The organism is Paenibacillus timonensis, from assembly GCF_022427145.1.
In the GTDB taxonomy this organism is placed as follows: domain Bacteria; phylum Bacillota; class Bacilli; order Paenibacillales; family Paenibacillaceae; genus Fontibacillus; species Fontibacillus timonensis.
Map to the genome: position 1 here is coordinate 20,861 of NZ_JAKSXN010000032.1, position 16,498 is coordinate 37,358.

A 16,498-nucleotide genomic window follows, 5' to 3' on the forward strand; every position below is an offset into this window, starting at 1 on the left:
GATTCCGCATAAACTGGCGAGAGAAATCGGGGGAATCTATTTATAATGATTCTTGAATAAAGAGCAATTCATCTACCCGCGAAACGGAGGAATTCGATGAACCCGCTGCGTGTCGGAATGATCGGTTACAAGTTTATGGGCAAAGCCCACAGCAACGCTTACCGGGCGCTGCCGATGTTTTTTCCCGGTGCCTTAAAGCCGGAGATGGCCGTATTATGCGGCCGCAATGAGGAAGCGGTGCAAGAGGCCGCGAATCACCTGGGCTGGCGCGAAATCGTCACGGATTGGCGGGAGCTCGTCGCCAGGGACGATATCGACCTGATCGACATCAATGCGCCCAGCGATGCCCACAAAGAAATTGCCCTTGCGGCGGCCCGGGCGGGCAAGCATATTTTTTGCGAGAAACCGTTAGCGCTTACATTAAAGGATGCCCGCGAGATGCTGGATGCGGCCGAAGCAGCCGGGGTCGCCCATATGGTCGGCTTCAACTACCGCTTCTCGCCGGCAGTCAAGCTGGCCAAGGAGCTGGTGCAGAGCGGCCGGTTGGGCCAGATCTACCATTTCCGGGCCTGGTTCCTGCAAGACTGGATCCTTGATCCGTCCTTCCCGCTCGTCTGGCGGCTGCAAAAAGACGTTGCCGGCTCGGGGTCCCACGGCGATTTGGGCGCCCATTTGATCGACCTCGCCCATTATTTGGTCGGGGATATTCGCGAAGTCATCGGCATGAGCGAGACGTTTATCAAGGAGCGGCCGCTGGCCGAAAATATGACGGGCCTCAGCGCCAAAAGCAGCGCGGATGCACCGAAAGGTCCGGTCACGGTCGACGACGCCACGTTATTCCTGGCCCGATTCGCAAACGGCGCATTGGGCAGCTTTGAAGCGACCCGGTTCGCCGCCGGCCACCGTTCGACGAATGCTTTCGAGATCAACGGCAGCCTGGGGAGCGTAAAATTCGATTTCGAGCGGATGAACGAGCTCGAGGTGTACTTCACCTCCGATGAAGCCGATGTTCAAGGCTTTCGGCGCGTGCTTGCGACCGATCCGGCGCACGCCTACGCCGAAGCATGGTGGCCGCCGGGGCACACGATCGGGTTCGAGCACACGTTCACGCACGAGATGCTTGAGCTGACTTCGGCGATCCGCGAACGCCGCCAGCCCGTGCCCAGCTTCCGCGAAGGCGTACAGTGCCAGGCGGTGCTGGAAGCGGTCGAGCGTTCGGTCGCGGAGCGGCGATGGGTCGACATCTCGGAAATGTAACCTCGAACCGATACAGCGGATCCGGCGACTTCGCCCGGAAATGTGGCCGGCTCGAGGGGCTAATACGGAGATCGGGCAGATTATGGGGCCTGGGGCACCGGAAATGCCGCCCCGGCCGGGAGCTAATACCGGAATACGGCTCGACCTGTGTGAACTAACATCGGAATGTTCGTCCGACTCGGAGACTTAACGGACCGTAGCGACCTTATTGGTCAATTTCCCGGGTATTTCCCGGTGTAACGGACTTCAGGGACCTTGTTAGGCTCTTATAGCGTACATTTGGACGCTTATCTCCGAAATAAGGGCTCCTCGGTCCGTTAATAACCGCGACTACACAAGTGGAGGTTAATAACGTCTCTGGTGTCCGTTAGCAAAACCAACAGCTAGGTGAGCAACCGAAATGTTTCCGGAGGAAACATACCTTATAGGAGAGAAGGATAAGTGAAATGAAAAAAGCATTAATCGTCTGGGGCGGCTGGGATGGACACGAGCCGGAACAGGTAGCCGGAATCTTCGCCGGCGCTCTGCGGGAGCATGCATTTGAGGTGGAGGTCTCCGATACCCTGGAGGCTTATGCCGATGCGGAAAAGCTGCTTGGTCTTGATTTGATCGTGCCGGTGTGGACGATGGGAACCATCGCCCAGGAGCTGGTGAATAACGTGTCGGCGGCGGTGCAGGCGGGAACTGGCCTGGCCGGCTGCCATGGCGGGATGTGCGATTCGTTCCGGAACAACGTCGATTGGCAATTTATGACCGGCGGACAATGGGTCGCCCACCCGGGCAACGACGGAGTCGATTACAAGGTCGAAATCATCGCCAATTCCAGTCCGCTTGTGGAAGGAATCGAAGACTTTCGCGTCCAGACGGAGCAGTATTACCTGCATGTCGATCCCGCGGTCGAGGTGCTGGCCACCACCCGTTTCCCGGTCGTTGACGGCCCTCACCGCCTGAACAAACCGGTTGATATGCCCGTCGTGTGGACGAAACGCTGGGGCCTCGGACGAGTGTACTATAATTCGCTGGGACATCATGCCGATATCGTCGACCTGCCGCCGGTGAAGGAAATGATGACCCGCGGGATGCTGTGGGCGGCGGAAGGCAAGCGGCTAGCCTTGGAGTCGCAAGGCGGAAGCACGCGGAGCCAGAACAACTATACGGGCATGGGGGATAGCCAATAATGGACAAGATCAAGGTGGGGATTATCGGTTGCGGCAAAATCAGCGGCATCTACATGGAAAATTGCGCGAAGTTCGAGGTGCTTGATCTTGTGGCCTGCGCCGATCTCGACGTGAACCGGGCGCGGGAGCAAGCCAAACAATATCACATCCCCCGGGCCAGCTCGGTTGACGAGCTGCTGCAGGATCCCGACATACAAATCGTGATCAACCTGACGATTCCGGCGGCACATGCCGAGGTTTGCCTGAAAGCGTTGGAAGCCGGCAAACATGTGTACGTGGAGAAGCCGCTCGCCGTGACCCGCGAAGAAGGGAAGGCCGTCCTCGAAGCGGCCCGTCAGCGCGGGCTCATGGTCGGCAGCGCACCGGAGACGTTCTTCGGCGCCGGAATCCAGACGGCGCTGAAGCTGATTCAAGACGGCGCGATCGGACGGCCCGTCTCGGCGGCGGCGTTCATGATGAGCCGCGGCCATGAATTTTGGCATCCGGACCCGGAATTTTATTATGCCAAGGGCGGCGGGCCCATGTTCGATATGGGCCCTTACTACCTAACGGCACTGATCCAACTGCTGGGTCCGATCAAGCGGATCGCCGGCATGACCGGCAAGGCGCTGGACCGGCGTACGATTACCAGCGAGAAAAAGTACGGGCAATCGATTGATGTCGAGATACCGACCCATGTCACGGGCACGCTGGAATTTGCGCAAGGCGCCATCGTGACGTTGACCACCAGCTTCGATATTTTCGGCGGCAGTACGCTGCCGCCGATCGAAATTCACGGGACCGAAGGCACCTTGCTCGTGCCCGATCCCAATTCCTTCGGCGGCCCGGTGAAGCTGCGCCGGATCGGCGAAGAAGCCTGGACCGAGGTGCCGCTGCTTCCCGGCTACGCCGAGAACAGCCGCGGCATCGGCCCGGCCGACATGGCCAGCGCCCTGCTGCACGAACGGCCGCACCGCGCCAGCGGCGAGCTGGCTTACCACGTGCTGGAGGCGATGTGGGGCTTCCACGATGCTTCTGATGCGGGTCGCTTCTATGAGATGCAGAGCACTTGCACGCCCCCGGCTGCATTGCCGACGAACCTTGCGCCGTTCACGCTGGATTAGGAAACAGCTGGTGTAGACAAATAAGGGCAGTTTATGCCCTTATTTGTGCTTCAAAGCGAAACTGGTGCATAGCAGGGCCTGGGCGATAGACGCTCGTTCCGATCCCGTCGTTCCCAGGTCGACCAGCATGCTTTTCCCTCCTGCTCCTTCGGATCCTCATTCCGTTTCCGCCGCGGCGGCGACAAAAAGGCTACCCGGTCCGCCTTTCGTATCCGTCTCTCGGATACGGAAGGATACCCTCGTCCCCCGTCCTTCCGCGCTTTCAATCACCAGTTCTTCTCCGTAAAGCAGCTTGATCCGCTGGCTGATATTCCAGAGGCCTACGCCTCTTTGGTTCGTGTCCCGGCTTCGCAACTCCTCCAATTTACGTTCGCTCATGCCGCATCCGTTATCCTCGACGGACAAATATGTCCCGGTCGGCGTGTCTTTTACGGTCAGCTTTACTTTACCGCCTTTGCGTTGGGTCATGAGGCCATGGCGGATGGCATTTTCCACCAGAGGCTGCAGCACCAAGGGAGGTAGCCGCAGCATCGTATCAGCGTCGACCTCGTATTCCACCTCTAAGCGCGGGCCGAACCGCGCCTTTTCGATATGAACGTAAGCGGAGACCAGCTCAAGCTCGCTTTCGAGCGTGGTTAAGGAATCCAACTGCTTGAAATCGAAGCTGCCGCGCAAATAACGGGACAACTCCAACGTCAATTCCTCCGCCTGCTCCGGATCGGCCAGGCACAACTGGGCGATCGAGTTCAGGGTATTGTACAGAAAATGCGGATTGATTTGAGAACGAAGGAAAGCAATCTCGGCATCCTTGGCATTGTTGACCGAAGCCTTCAAGTTGGTCAAGCTGCGGACGCGCGCCATCAGTTCCTCGGCCTCGAACGGCATGGCAACGAAATCGTTAGCCCCGTTCTCCACGGACCACTTCATGTCGTCCTCCCGGTTTCGGTCCGTCAACGTAAGCACAGGCAGCTCAAACGGAGAGAAGCGCTCACGAATGCCGTGCAACACTTCGATGCCGCTCATGTCGGGCAAAGCGATGTCAAGGATGACCAGGTAATACGGCGAGTTGGCCTTCCCCAGCTCCTCCAAAACCTGCCGGCCGCGATTCGCCAACACCACCGAGTAACCTTCAAGTAGAAGCAAATTACGTATCGATTGCTGGTTTACCAGTTCATGCTCCACGACCAAGACCGTCTTGCCTCCGTCCCCCTTTACATAAAGCGGGTAAGCCGAGCCGGCCCCCAGTACTTCTGCGGACGTCCCGGTCAAGCGGTCCTCCGCAGCCGTCGTCTTCTCCCGCCACGGCTCGTGCAGCGGCCCCCGCTCTGCCCGCGGCAACGTAAAAGTGAACGCCAAGCCTTCCTCCGGCTTTACGACGGCACGGATCGTCCCGCCATGAAGCTTGATCAGCTCTTGGGTCATGCTTAACCCTAGGTTGGCCCCGCCGTTCTCCAGGGCTTCGGCGTCGCCATACTGCTCGAAGGACCAAAACAACCGCTGCGGCATGTCCGACGGCAAATCTTTCGCTGTATTCCGGATCGTCACCCGCACTTGGTCAAGGACGGCTTCCGCGTCAACGACGACGTTCCCTTGCTCGGCATACTTGATCGCATAGCCGATCAAATGGTGCAAAATCTGATGAAGCCGATGGCTGTCCGCATCCACCGCGGGAAATTGCTCGGGCACCCGGTTGATCAGTTCGATTCGAGTACCGCTAAGGGAAAACCGATGCACCTGGACCACCGCAGCCACATGATCCCTTAAACTCAACGCCGTGCGGAACAAGCGGATATCGCCATGCTTCATTTTGGAGTAATCAAGCAGCTCGTTAACCAGATAGGTCAGCCTCCGGCCGCTGTTCATCACGATGTTCAAATTCCATGCCTGAGGCTCATTGACCGGACCTTCCACGCCTTTAAGCAGCGTATCAGTAATGTTCACGATGGCATTGAGCGGAGTTTTCAGCTCATGGGAGGTGCTGGCGAGGAAGTCGTCCTTGATCCGGTCCAATCGAATCAGCTGGTTTTTCATCCGGTCGACGGTTTGATAGGCCTCGAAAAACTTAAGCACAACCTGAACAACCATAATCAAGTTGAACAATACGAGATAGAACTGCTGGACCCATAACGTCTCTTTCCAGGAGAGGGCAAATAAGATCGTATCGAGCGAATACAGATTAATCGTGAGGATAGACATGAATAACAGCAAAGACTGGAGCGGTTTATCTTGCCGACCGCTTAAGTAGAATGCAGCCGACTTGTACAACAGCCAGAGGCTCATTAGCTCGTAGATAAAAACGACATATGCCTGATACGGATTGTACATTCGAATGGGCAAGACGGCGACGGAGACGGAGAAAAGAACCAATACGCCGATGATGCCCTGCAGCGCTCGCAGCGGAATGATGCGGCTTTGCAGTTTGTAGAAGAAGAGCGCCACGAAAATATAGCATCCCATGGTAACGATGTCTTTGATTTTGTACAGCGTCTCGAACGAAAGATCGGGGAGGAGCAAAGTAAGCGTCCTTTCGCCGGACAAACCATGATAAATGGAAAACAGCAGGCAGACGAACGCCGCCAGAAGCAAAGAGCTATCCCTCTTCCGGTATTTCGCCGCGACCGCGTAACTAATAAAGGATATGAGCGCCAATACGGCAAGCACGGCCAATGTGCTGAATTCCCTTGCTAAGCTGATTTTTAGGATCCGATCCATGGGTGCTTGTTGGCCGAAGTAGAGTGGAAACGGGATGCCGGAATTAATATAATCGAAGTTCGCAACCTGAACGACGATTTCAACCTCGCCCCGCTCGATCGGAATCAGTGCGCTTTGCGGGATATTCCCCGCTTCGTACGATTTGGCGCTCAAGGCGGGCTTACCGTCTTCGATCAGCTTGCGGCCGTTGACGTAAATCGTGCTGGCGAAACGTATATTGGTCTTCTTCAACGTATAAATTCCGCTAACCGGCAGATTCTTCATGACGAGCCGGTATGTCGCCGCACCGTAGGCCGGGAGATCGTGATTGCCGATCGCCTTGCCGTTCCATGACGCCGGCACCGGCAAATAAGCATCCGGCAATCGCTCGGGCGCCTGGCGAAAATCATCCGGAACCAACAGTTGGTTCCAATAAAATTCCCAGTCGCCGTCCAGCTTGATTCTTGCTTGCCGGTCCGGGTCCCAGCCCGAAAGATCCAGAACCCCTTGGCGGGCGCTCATCGCTTGTGTCCGCGTTTCGCGGCCAAGCAGCATCGACAAAGGGATTACCGCCGAGAATACTAAGCCAAGCAATATGATGATCATGATCCTCTTTAGCACGGGGGCAGCTCCTTCTCTTTACCAAAAACCCTCAAGTGTCTACCATTTTATAGGCTTTTGATGCGAGATGACAACGATAATATTTGGAAGAAGAGCTTCGGTAATCTGGAAAACCGCGAATAGTCCAAACTCAGCGCGCCATATAGATGAACAGCGAATGACGGAGAGGAATGGAGAACCAATGGCCGAAATGAAACAACGTCCCTTTATTTTTGTGACGATCAAGGCGTCTACGATCCGAAACATCCTAATTCTGGATCTCATCGCCGGGACCGGGCTTTACTACCTGATCAAGCTGGCGACCGCCAGCGTGCTGTTGGGCACGATGGGCAGCGCCTTGGGGACGGAGGCGATGAAGCGAATTCCCGTAACGCGGTTGATCCAAATGAATCGGGGCATATCCCCAGTAAAAAAAGGCTGATCGTCCGCTTGCCAACGATCAGCCTTTTCAAAAGGCGGTCTGCCCGCCGCGCGTTACAACACCGCCGACGTGCCGCCGTCGATGTTGACCGCCGTGCCCGTCACATATGAGGCGGCTTCGGATACCAAGAAGGCGATGACCTTCGCCGCCTCCTCGGTGTGACCGATCCGGCCCAGCGGAATACCGTGCCGCGGGTCGGTCGCGAATTGCTCCCACGTGAGGTCGGGTGCCGCTTGCCGCCATTTCCGCTCAATCTGGTCGCTGCGGACAAGCCCGATGCACACCGCGTTCACGCGGATGCGGTCGGCAGCCAGATCCTTGCTCATCGCCTTCGTCAGGGCAAGGCCGGCCGCCCGGCTGACCGATGTCGGCAGCGAGGAAGGCCCCGGCGCTTTGCCGCTGATCGCGGTCACGTTAAGAATGGCGCCGCCCCCTGCTTTTCGCAGGTGAGGAACCGCAGCGCGGGAGAAATTCACCGCCCCGAGTACCTTGAGATCCAGGTCGGCTCCCCAGGTCTCGGCCTCGACTTGCTCGAAAGGCCCCGCCGCCGACGTGCCGGCATTGTTCACAAGTATATCGAGACCGCCAAAATGCTCGGCCGCCTGCTCCACCGCCCGGCGCGCCTCCTCGCCCGAAGCGACGTCGGCGACGAGGACGAGCGGGTCAACCCCCGTCTTCGCACGGATAGCCGCGGCGGCTTCCCGCAACGGCCCTTCCCCCCGCGCGACGATGGCCACCTGGGCTCCTTCCGCAGCTAACGCGAGGGCGGTTGCCAGGCCAATCCCCTTGCTCCCGCCGGTAATGATCGCGCGTTTTCCTTGCAATCCCAGATCCATGTGAATCCCTCCTCGACTTTTTTCACCTATTAATTAGTTCAAGCTAAGTTTTAGGATAACCCTTTGGCTTTCATGAACTCCGCTTTATAGGCAGCGGCCTTCTGGGCGATCAACGACAGATCGTTCCGCTTCACCGCTTCGTTCGTCAAATCCGAGCCGATGCCGACAGCCACCGCGCCGGCTTGGATCCATTCGCCGAGATTCGTGAGCGAAACCCCGCCGGTCGGCATGATATTCGCTTGGGGCAGCGGCCCTTTGATCGCTTTGATCATCGACGGATCGTACAGATTGCCCGGGAACAGCTTCACGATGTCCGCCCCGAGCTCCAGCGCCTCCTGGATTTCCTTAATCGTCATGCACCCGGGCATCACCGGGATACGGTATCGATTACACAATCTCACCGTATCCGGATTCAAAGACGGCCCCACCACGAACTGGGCGCCGCTAAGGATCGCAGCCCGTGCCGTTTCGGGATCAAGCACCGTGCCCACGCCGATAATGGCATAACGGGATTCGTCCGAAGTGTCCCAGGTATATTTGCGGGCCAATTCCTCGATCGCCCGCAGAGCAAACGGAATCGTCATCGTCACTTCGATGACTTTGATACCGCCGGCAATGGCCTGCTCGGCCATTTGCACGACTTCCTCCGGGGTTTCTCCGCGCAGGACGGCGACAACGCCCTCTTGCATGATTTTTTGTACAAGCTGTAGCTTTTTCATTCCCTAACCCTCTTTCCCATAAACGTTGTTCTTTACCCCTTACAATGAAAAAGAATAGGACTCCAACTCAACACGCTCGCCATTCACCCGCCGTTCCCCCGGACGTCCGGGGCCTTCTACGCTGAGGTAAAGCTCGGCTTCCTCTGCATAAGAGGTATACGACGCTTCAATCCTTCTCGCCAGGCCGCCGGCCTCGAAACGGGGCGCACGGGGCATCATTTCCGCAACAAAGTCGTCAAGACCGGCGATTCCCCGCTCGTTTGCTTCCGGCAGACCGATCGCTTCCACCACGACGCCGACGCTGCGGCCTTCCGCCTCGACCTGAAGATAACCGTCCCGCTCCCGCACCCGATACGCACCTGATACATACACGGCAAAATACGCCTCTTCGACCTTTCCGCATATACCATTCGCTGCAAAACGCCATTCTCCTTCCGGAAGTACGCCGATGACCTGTCCGGGCACGTCCTCCGGCAGCGGGTAAACCGCCATGACGACGTTCTTATGATACAGCACATCCGTCCATCCGCTTTGATGGCGCGGGTCGGTGCCCGCAGGATCATACCCCTTGCCGGGATGGAAGAAATACAGCTGATTGCCCTTCTCGCCGCGGACCGGCAGGCTGAACCGCCAACGCAGCTGCTCGTTGTCGAATTCCTCGACTCTCTCCCACAGCCCCCCGACCGCGATTTGTCCGGTCACATAGGCATAGGAATGAAGCCGTTGCTTCACGCCGCCGATCTCCTTCAGAATGGCAACCCTGGTCTCGGTCGGCATATTCCGCTTCAACGCTCGGAACCGGGCTTGTGCAGGAGCTTCATAGAAAAGAAGCCCAGCATATTCCGTACGCGGCATCGCTCCCGGCAGCTCGAAGTCGCCGAATTGCACGTAATCGTGCAGGACGTTAGCGTCCCGCGGCGCATCATGCGGCCAACCGCGGGCGTGGGCTCCAACCCACGCACCCTTGAAATAATAAACCGCCCGGACCTCCCATAGATGATCTAGCATCTCGGAGAGCTCCGCCTGTACCTTTACGTCATCCACCAGCGTCCAAGCGCAGGTGAACGCTTGAATCCAATGCCAGAACCACGGCAAGGCACCGTATTCAGCCATCCCCTCAAGCCGAATGCGGGTTAGCGTTTGCCGCAGGCTCTCCCTTCCGTCGGCGAACAACGCCGCATCTCCGTACCGCTGCCCGAAGATCAGCTTCGCAGCCGTGTATTTAGCCTCATGATGGTTGTAATCCCGCAAGGGCTTGCGATAGAAGCCGCTGCGGTACACATGGGACAATGCGTCCTCGAAGCATGCGGCCAGCTCCGGGTTCAGCTCATCCCCATAGCTATTTACGAAATACGCCATCAAGCTGCCCATCAGCTCCACCGGGAGAACATGCGGCGCGGCGAACTCCGGCGCCGGATCCAACCCCAGCGGCCAATGGCCGTATGTCGGACTGGACGCCTCCCCATCCTGCAGTCGAAGCACGCGCAGCAGTACCTGCTCGGCCAGCCGCCGGCCTTCCGTACGATCGATCGACGGCGATTCGTCCGGATCGACGGCGGCGGCAAATAAGTAAGAGGCGTAATAAAAGTTGTCCCGGATATCGCCATGAAACCACAGCCCGCTGTCCAGGAGCGGCCGCTGCCACGCAATAACAGCGGCTTTGCGGACGATTTCCCTCATTCTAGCCCGATAAAGATTCATCAAAAGCGCCCCTTCCCCCACATCCTACCATGGTTTCCACGGCCGCTAAAGCCGAGGGATCCACGATTTCATACAGTAAAACTTCTGATTTCCGTCATCTAATCCTTATTCGTAACCCCTTGCCAAATGAACCAAAATGGATTAATGTGAACCTATATGAACATTATACACCAAAACGAACGTGAAAAGGAGAGATTTTACATGGAACGTCGTTTCGCCTCGCATCCCAATGAGGTTAAGCAATTCGATACGGATCGGCTGCGCAAGGAATTCCACATTCCCACCTTGTTTACGCCGAATCGGCTGGAGCTGGTGCTTACGCACGAGGACCGGCTGATTATCGGCGGCGCGGCTCCGGTACGGCAGGAGGTCAAGCTGGAAACGGATCTGAAGGAGCTGGGCGTCTCCTACTTCCTCGAACGGCGAGAGCTGGGAGCCATTAATGTCGGCGGGCCGGGTTCAATCGTCGTCGACGGGACGGAATACGAACTGAACAACAAGGATTGCTTGTACGTCGGCAAGGGGACGCGCGAAGTGACTTTCCGAAGCAAGGATGCGGCAAAACCGGCGAAATTCTACCTGAATTCGGCTCCCGCGCATAAAGAGTTCCCTACGGCTAAAACGACGCTGGCGGAAGCCGAATCCGGAGCGCTGGGCTCGATCGAAAATTCCAACGAACGGACGATCCACCGGTTCATTCATGAGAACGGCATTCAAAGCTCCCAGCTCGTGATGGGGATGACCCAGCTCAAGACCGGCAACATGTGGAACACGATGCCAGCCCATGTCCATCCGCGCCGCATGGAAGCTTATATGTATTTTGATTTGGCAGAGGATGCCGTCGTTTTCCATCTCATGGGCGAGCCAAACGAAACCCGGCATATCATCATGCGCAACGAGCAGGCTGTCATCTCGCCGAGTTGGTCGATCCATAGCGGGGTCGGTACCAGCAATTATACGTTTATTTGGGGAATGGCCGGCGACAACAAAGCTTACGCGGACATGGACGCGGTTTCGATGAAAGACTTGAAATAAGAAAGAGTGAAACCTAGCATGAATCCAATTCGACGTTATGAAAAAATCATGGAGGTTCTGCTGACGCACAAGGAAGTGACGGTGGCGGAATTAAGCGACAGCCTGGGCGTGACCGGTAAGACGATCCGGGAGGATCTCGCCAAGCTCGAGGAGCAGGGGCTCCTGGTGCGCGTGCACGGCGGAGCCATGCTCGCCCAGAGCGACCAATACGGCATCCTGCCGTCCAAGGAGCCGCTGGCCAAACACGCCGAGGAGAAAAGCGAAATCGCCCGCCTCGCCTTAAACCACATCCAGGAGGGCGATATTATCGCGTTGGACGGAGGCAGCACCACGCTGGAGATGGCCCGGCGGCTGGAGAACCGTTCGCTGACCGTCGTCACGAACGATGTATACATCATCAGCGAGTTGGCGGCTAAAGACCAGATCCGCCTCGTCGTACCAGGAGGCTACCGCGTCCGCAACATGCTGGCCGGTCCGGAGTCGGCGGCATACGTGCGTCAGTTGAACATCCAAAAAGCCTTTATCTCTGCGACCGGCATTCACCCGGAACATGGGCTGTCGATCTATACCGGCGATTTGATCGACTTCAAGCGGGCCCTGATCGAAACCTCCCGCGAGGCGATCGCCGTCATGAACCATCAGAAGTTTGGTCAGACGGCCCTTCGCACCTTTGCCGCACTTAGCGAAATCTCGCGGATCATCACCGATCGAGGCCTCTCCCCCGAGGCCGCAGAGCCCTATGAACGCGCCGGCGTAATGATCGAATTCACGGACAAATAAACGAAGCGAACGTGATCTTAAGGAGGAACATGTATTTATGAAACTGTTTGATTTAACGGGGAAAACCGCCCTGGTCACCGGAGCCGCCGGCGGACTGGGCCAAGGGATCGCGATTGGACTGGCCGAAGCCGGTGCTGACGTCGTTTGCGCGTCCCTCAGCAGCAGTGCCGAAACCGTGGGCAAAATCACGGCTTTGGGCCGGGAAGCTTCGGAAATCATCGTCGATCTCAGCGATCATTCCAAGCTGCAGGACACCTTCGACGAAGCGCTCACGTTGACGGGACATATCGATATCCTGGTTAACAATGCAGGCATCATCCGCCGGACGCCGGCGAAAGACCACAGCGAGAAAGACTGGTTCGACGTCATCAATCTCAATCTGAGCACGGTTTTTCTGTTGTCGCAAATCGCCGGACGCCATATGATCGAGCGCGGCAGCGGCAAGATGATTAATATCTGCTCCATGCTCTCCTACCAAGGAGGGATCAACGTGCCCGGCTATACCGCCAGTAAGCACGGCGTCGCCGGCTTGACCAAGGCGTTCGCCAACGAATGGGCTTCGTCCGGCCTGCAGGTCAATGCGATCGCTCCCGGCTACATGGCGACGGACAACACGGCGCCGATCCGGGCAGACGAGAACCGGAAAGCTTCGATCACGGACCGGATTCCCGCCGGACGGTGGGGAACGCCGGAGGACGTGAAAGGCCCCGCCGTCTTCCTCGCCTCCGCCGCCTCGGATTATCTGAACGGCCATATCCTCTGCGTCGATGGAGGATGGATGGCGCGATAATGGAAGCCTTCCGGACGTTTTTGTCCATGCAGCTTGTTCCTGCCGTATTGGCGAACGCTTCGCACCCGTTCTACGGCCGGATCCCGCATATTCCGCCATCTCCGCTTATCGGGAATTTTCGCCTGCCACGTCGGCAGGCTTTTTTCCGTGAACGAGGAATTTCGTTATCTTGCTTTTCCTTTCGCTCCCCATGGCGCCGTTCCCCCGACCAAGGTATACTAAGGCTGGAGGTGAGCCCATGACCAACAGCGGCGTGGATCAGACCTATAAGGCCGCAAACGATGCACAGTGGCAAGCGATTCTCGCCAACGACGCCGCGCAGGACGGCCGTTTCTACTACGCGGTGGCCAGCACGGGCATCTTCTGCCGGCCTTCCTGCAAATCGCGGCCGCCCAAGCGGGAGAACGTCCTTGTTTTCGCCAGTGCCGAACTGGCCAAAGCCGCCCGTTTTCGCCCCTGCAAACGCTGCAGACCGGAAGGGCAGCGGCTGCCGGACCGGGAATGGGTCGATCAGATCGCAGATTATATCGATCGCCACTACCGGGACAAGCTCACGCTGGAGACGTTGGCCGAGGGGTGCCACGGCAGCCCGTACCATCTGCAGCGAACGTTTAAACGGGTCATGCGGATGACGCCGACGGAATACCTGGGGCGGCGGCGAATCGAGGAGGCGCAGCGGGCTTTGGCCGAATCGCAGCGGACCGTTGCGGAGATCGCCCGGGAAGTGGGCATCGGCAGTTCAGCCTATATGATCACCCTGTTCAAGAAAATAACCGGCGTCACGCCGAACGAATATCGCAAAATGCAAACGGATGGGCGCCTCTGAGCTTGCCCATGCCAGTAATTACAATCTTACCCGGAGGTGTATGCTCCATGACAACCACCCAGCCCCTGCCGTTATATTGGTCACGGCTTCAGGAACCAACCTGGAGCCTGTATTTCGCCGCTACGGGCAAAGGCCTGGCTTTCGTCGGATCGTCCGGCGGCTCGCTTGACGAACTGAGCGCCTGGGCGAGCCGACGTTTCCCCGGCAGCCCGCTTACGCAGGATGACCGCCGGTTGGCTCCTTATACCGCCGAGCTGGCGGAATATTTTCGCGGCGAACGCCATCGCTTTACCGTCCCTTTCGACCTGCAAGGGACTCCGTTCCAGCAGGCCGTATGGCAGTCGCTATGCGCGATTCCCTTTGGGCAAACCCGCTCCTACTCGGATATCGCCGAATCCATCCGCAAGCCGGCTGCCGTCCGTGCCGTCGGCACGGCGATCGGAGCCAACCCGTTGCTCGTCACCGTTCCGTGCCATCGCGTGATCGGCAAGAACGGGGCACTCACCGGCTACCGCGGCGGACTGGAGATGAAAACCCGGCTGCTTGAGCTAGAACGAGCGGCTATAGGCGGCGGAGGCGGATGTTGAATTCAGACGATCGACCGCGCGTGTCCACCGTCTATACCTCGCCCAAGAAGCTGCTTAACAAGGGGACCGGCTTCCTGTCCCCCTATTCCCATTCCCTCAACCCCTACGCCGGTTGCGCCTTTGCCTGTTCGTATTGCTATGTGCGCCAACTGCCGGTTGCCTTGTTCCGCAAGCCGGAGTGGGGTTCTTGGGTGGACATCAAGCAAAATGCGGCGGATCTTCTCCGCAAAGAGCTGGGCAAAGCCAAAGCCAAGGGACCGGTTACGATCTTTATGTCGTCAAGCACCGATCCGTATCAACCCGCCGAATATAAGGAGCGGATCACCCGTTCATTGCTGGAAGCAATGGTAAACGATCCGCCCGACTTTCTGCTGGTTCAAACTCGCAGTCCCTTGGTCACCCGCGATATCGACCTGTTGCTGCAGTTGAAGGATCGGGTCCGCGTCAGCTTGACCATCGAGACGGATCGGGAGGAGATCCGCCGGGCGTTTACGCCCTACGCTCCGCCGATTGCGGCACGCCTGCGTGCCGGGCGGCTGTTGGCCGAGGCCGGCGTGCCGGTTCAGGCAACGATCGCTCCGGTGCTCCCCAGCAGCGAGCGGTTCCCGGACCAGCTGCTTCCCTGGGCGGATCGCGTCTGTCTTGACGATTACTTTATGGGCGACGGCAGCGGAGGAACTCGCACCGCCAAACTGGGCATTCGCTCGCGATATGAACAGCTCGGACTCGAATCCTGGTATACGCCGGAAACCTACCGGCTGGTTCAGGAACGCCTGCTGCAGGTGTTTCCCGATCACCGGGTGTTTCTCAGCCAGGACGGATTCGCCCCCTAAACAAAGCCAACCCGCCGGAGCCGAAGCTCCCGCGGGTTGGCTTTGTGATGCAATGCCGGATTTGCTATAAATGATCACGTTAACATTTTTGCGCGACATCCGCCCTCAGAAGAAGAAGGCTTGATCTCTAACGCTCCACATGCCCTTTACCGGACAATAAACGTTCGATCTCTGCCGCGGTGGGTAAACCTTCCCAATCGCCGACGGCCTGTATGACCTGGGCGCCAACGAGATTGCCTAGGCGGACCGCCTCGACCATGTTGTATCCGCGCACCACGCCGGCCAGAAATCCGGCGCAAAATCCGTCGCCCGCTCCCACCGTATCGATGACTTGCTCGACTTTAAAATACGGCACCGACGTCAATTGGCCTTGTTCCAGCACGAAGGTGCAATCGTCTCCGCCCTTGATAATGCTGACGGCCGACAGCTCCTGCAGCTTGCCGATGATCGCATCCACCGAATCGGTCTCGTATAACAGCTTCAACTCATCGAGTCCCGGCAGGAAATAATCCGCTTTCATCGCAAGCGGCAACAATACCTTGCGCGCGTCCTCGACGCTCCATAACTTCAAGCGCAGGTTCGGATCGAAGCTGACTTTCACCCCATGCCTTTTGGCGATATCGACCGCCGCATGGGCGGTTTCCACGCAAGAGGCGCTAAGCGCCGGCGTAATGCCGGTTAAGTGCAGCACCTGGGCGCCGGCGATGTACGACTCGTCCAGATGCTCCGGACGCATGAAGCTGGCCGCAGATAACTTGCGGTAGTAATAGACCGAGCTTTTGCCCGCCACGTTCTCCCGCACCATCATCCCCGTTGGCGCTTCGTCCGTCAGCCTAGCGCGGGACACGTCCACGCCTTCGCCGCGGATCGCCTTCAAGATCCGCCGGCCAAACGGATCATCGCCCAAGCGCCCGCACCATCCGGACGTTTGTCCAAGCCGGGCCAATCCGATGGCGACATTCGATTCGGCTCCCCCAAACGACGGCGCCAGGGAGTTGGTATACTCCAGCCCTTTGCCCCCTTCCGCTATGAGCAGGGCCATGCTTTCGCCGAACGTGACCACTTCGGGGCTTCTCGGTTTCATTGAACTAGAATCTTTCATTCACTTCATCCCCTCATA

At 58.0% G+C, this 16,498-nt stretch carries 15 protein-coding genes; 10 read left to right on the forward strand and 5 right to left on the reverse strand.

Translation table 11 applies throughout. The features are described from left to right. Positions 1 to 96: 96 nt before the first annotated feature. The 3 genes from MJ257_RS13920 to MJ257_RS13930 all read left to right on the forward strand — a co-directional run bounded on the left by MJ257_RS13920 (position 97) and on the right by MJ257_RS13930 (position 3,538). Entirely contained in the window at positions 97 to 1,257 is a 1,161-nt protein-coding gene (locus tag MJ257_RS13920; RefSeq protein WP_240269805.1) for a Gfo/Idh/MocA family protein, read from the forward strand. Positions 1,258 to 1,703: 446 nt separating this feature from the next. Continuing rightward, a complete protein-coding gene (locus MJ257_RS13925) occupies positions 1,704 to 2,435 on the forward strand; it encodes a ThuA domain-containing protein (RefSeq protein WP_240269806.1) in 732 nt (243 codons plus the stop codon). Then, the gene (locus MJ257_RS13930; RefSeq protein WP_240269807.1) at positions 2,435 to 3,538 is read left to right on the forward strand and encodes a Gfo/Idh/MocA family protein; all 1,104 of its coding nucleotides are present in this window, start codon (positions 2,435 to 2,437) and stop codon (positions 3,536 to 3,538) included. The genes MJ257_RS13925 and MJ257_RS13930 overlap by 1 nt, the downstream gene beginning before the upstream one ends. Before the next feature lie 156 nt (positions 3,539 to 3,694). Here MJ257_RS13930 and MJ257_RS13935 read toward each other — a convergent pair whose 3' ends face one another. Next, positions 3,695 to 6,835: an ATP-binding protein gene (locus MJ257_RS13935; protein WP_240269808.1), complete on the reverse strand. Its 3,141-nt coding sequence runs from the start codon at positions 6,833 to 6,835 to the stop codon at positions 3,695 to 3,697. Between the two features lie 205 nt (positions 6,836 to 7,040). Between MJ257_RS13935 and MJ257_RS13940 the strand changes: the two genes are divergently transcribed. Beyond that, positions 7,041 to 7,271, forward strand: a complete 231-nt coding sequence (locus MJ257_RS13940) for a hypothetical protein (protein ID WP_240269809.1) — start codon at positions 7,041 to 7,043, stop codon at positions 7,269 to 7,271. A gap of 53 nt (positions 7,272 to 7,324) precedes the next feature. Here MJ257_RS13940 and MJ257_RS13945 read toward each other — a convergent pair whose 3' ends face one another. From MJ257_RS13945 to MJ257_RS13955, 3 genes are read right to left on the reverse strand one after another with little or no spacing between them, the layout of a single operon-like run. Beyond that, entirely contained in the window at positions 7,325 to 8,107 is a 783-nt protein-coding gene (locus MJ257_RS13945; RefSeq protein WP_240269810.1) for an SDR family NAD(P)-dependent oxidoreductase, read from the reverse strand. 50 nt (positions 8,108 to 8,157) lie between these two features. After that, positions 8,158 to 8,826 carry a bifunctional 2-keto-4-hydroxyglutarate aldolase/2-keto-3-deoxy-6-phosphogluconate aldolase gene (locus MJ257_RS13950; protein ID WP_240269811.1) on the reverse strand — a complete coding sequence of 223 codons (669 nt, stop codon included), beginning with the start codon at positions 8,824 to 8,826 and terminating at the stop codon, positions 8,158 to 8,160. Positions 8,827 to 8,865: 39 nt separating this feature from the next. Continuing rightward, positions 8,866 to 10,506: a hypothetical protein gene (locus MJ257_RS13955; protein WP_240269812.1), complete on the reverse strand. Its 1,641-nt coding sequence runs from the start codon at positions 10,504 to 10,506 to the stop codon at positions 8,866 to 8,868. A gap of 222 nt (positions 10,507 to 10,728) precedes the next feature. On the opposite strand from MJ257_RS13955, the gene kduI reads away from it, so the two are divergent. The 6 genes from kduI to MJ257_RS13985 all read left to right on the forward strand — a co-directional run bounded on the left by kduI (position 10,729) and on the right by MJ257_RS13985 (position 15,378). After that, positions 10,729 to 11,562, forward strand: coding sequence for a 5-dehydro-4-deoxy-D-glucuronate isomerase (gene kduI, locus MJ257_RS13960; RefSeq protein WP_240269813.1), 834 nt, complete (start codon positions 10,729 to 10,731; stop codon positions 11,560 to 11,562). Between the two features lie 18 nt (positions 11,563 to 11,580). Beyond that, the gene (locus tag MJ257_RS13965; RefSeq protein WP_240269814.1) at positions 11,581 to 12,342 is read left to right on the forward strand and encodes a DeoR/GlpR family DNA-binding transcription regulator; all 762 of its coding nucleotides are present in this window, start codon (positions 11,581 to 11,583) and stop codon (positions 12,340 to 12,342) included. Between the two features lie 37 nt (positions 12,343 to 12,379). Then, positions 12,380 to 13,132 carry a 2-dehydro-3-deoxy-D-gluconate 5-dehydrogenase KduD gene (kduD, locus tag MJ257_RS13970; RefSeq protein ID WP_240269815.1) on the forward strand — a complete coding sequence of 251 codons (753 nt, stop codon included), beginning with the start codon at positions 12,380 to 12,382 and terminating at the stop codon, positions 13,130 to 13,132. Positions 13,133 to 13,370: 238 nt separating this feature from the next. Then, positions 13,371 to 13,958 (forward strand): bifunctional transcriptional activator/DNA repair enzyme AdaA, encoded by a 588-nt coding sequence (locus tag MJ257_RS13975; protein WP_240269816.1) that lies wholly within the window; start codon positions 13,371 to 13,373, stop codon positions 13,956 to 13,958. A 47-nt stretch (positions 13,959 to 14,005) separates the two neighbouring features. Further along, a complete protein-coding gene (locus tag MJ257_RS13980; protein ID WP_240269817.1) occupies positions 14,006 to 14,545 on the forward strand; it encodes a methylated-DNA--[protein]-cysteine S-methyltransferase in 540 nt (179 codons plus the stop codon). Then, positions 14,539 to 15,378, forward strand: coding sequence for an SPL family radical SAM protein (locus tag MJ257_RS13985; protein ID WP_240269818.1), 840 nt, complete (start codon positions 14,539 to 14,541; stop codon positions 15,376 to 15,378). Before MJ257_RS13980 ends, MJ257_RS13985 begins: the two co-directional genes overlap by 7 nt. A gap of 127 nt (positions 15,379 to 15,505) precedes the next feature. On the opposite strand, the gene MJ257_RS13990 is transcribed toward MJ257_RS13985, so the two are convergent. Then, positions 15,506 to 16,462, reverse strand: a complete 957-nt coding sequence (locus MJ257_RS13990) for a sugar kinase (protein ID WP_240269819.1) — start codon at positions 16,460 to 16,462, stop codon at positions 15,506 to 15,508. Positions 16,463 to 16,498 lie beyond the last annotated feature (36 nt).

What these genes read in the sequence shown, in the direction of transcription:
- MJ257_RS13920 (WP_240269805.1), top strand. Translation starts at nt 97, where the DNA reads ATGAACCCGCTGCGTGTCGGAATGATCGGTTACAAGTTTATGGGCAAA.
- MJ257_RS13925 (WP_240269806.1), top strand. Translation starts at nt 1,704, where the DNA reads ATGAAAAAAGCATTAATCGTCTGGGGCGGCTGGGATGGACACGAGCCG.
- MJ257_RS13930 (WP_240269807.1), top strand. Translation starts at nt 2,435, where the DNA reads ATGGACAAGATCAAGGTGGGGATTATCGGTTGCGGCAAAATCAGCGGC.
- MJ257_RS13935 (WP_240269808.1), bottom strand. Translation starts at nt 6,835, where the DNA reads ATGATCATCATATTGCTTGGCTTAGTATTCTCGGCGGTAATCCCTTTG.
- MJ257_RS13940 (WP_240269809.1), top strand. Translation starts at nt 7,041, where the DNA reads ATGAAACAACGTCCCTTTATTTTTGTGACGATCAAGGCGTCTACGATC.
- MJ257_RS13945 (WP_240269810.1), bottom strand. Translation starts at nt 8,107, where the DNA reads ATGGATCTGGGATTGCAAGGAAAACGCGCGATCATTACCGGCGGGAGC.
- MJ257_RS13950 (WP_240269811.1), bottom strand. Translation starts at nt 8,826, where the DNA reads ATGAAAAAGCTACAGCTTGTACAAAAAATCATGCAAGAGGGCGTTGTC.
- MJ257_RS13955 (WP_240269812.1), bottom strand. Translation starts at nt 10,506, where the DNA reads ATGAGGGAAATCGTCCGCAAAGCCGCTGTTATTGCGTGGCAGCGGCCG.
- kduI (WP_240269813.1), top strand. Translation starts at nt 10,729, where the DNA reads ATGGAACGTCGTTTCGCCTCGCATCCCAATGAGGTTAAGCAATTCGAT.
- MJ257_RS13965 (WP_240269814.1), top strand. Translation starts at nt 11,581, where the DNA reads ATGAATCCAATTCGACGTTATGAAAAAATCATGGAGGTTCTGCTGACG.
- kduD (WP_240269815.1), top strand. Translation starts at nt 12,380, where the DNA reads ATGAAACTGTTTGATTTAACGGGGAAAACCGCCCTGGTCACCGGAGCC.
- MJ257_RS13975 (WP_240269816.1), top strand. Translation starts at nt 13,371, where the DNA reads ATGACCAACAGCGGCGTGGATCAGACCTATAAGGCCGCAAACGATGCA.
- MJ257_RS13980 (WP_240269817.1), top strand. Translation starts at nt 14,006, where the DNA reads ATGACAACCACCCAGCCCCTGCCGTTATATTGGTCACGGCTTCAGGAA.
- MJ257_RS13985 (WP_240269818.1), top strand. Translation starts at nt 14,539, where the DNA reads ATGTTGAATTCAGACGATCGACCGCGCGTGTCCACCGTCTATACCTCG.
- MJ257_RS13990 (WP_240269819.1), bottom strand. Translation starts at nt 16,462, where the DNA reads ATGAAACCGAGAAGCCCCGAAGTGGTCACGTTCGGCGAAAGCATGGCC.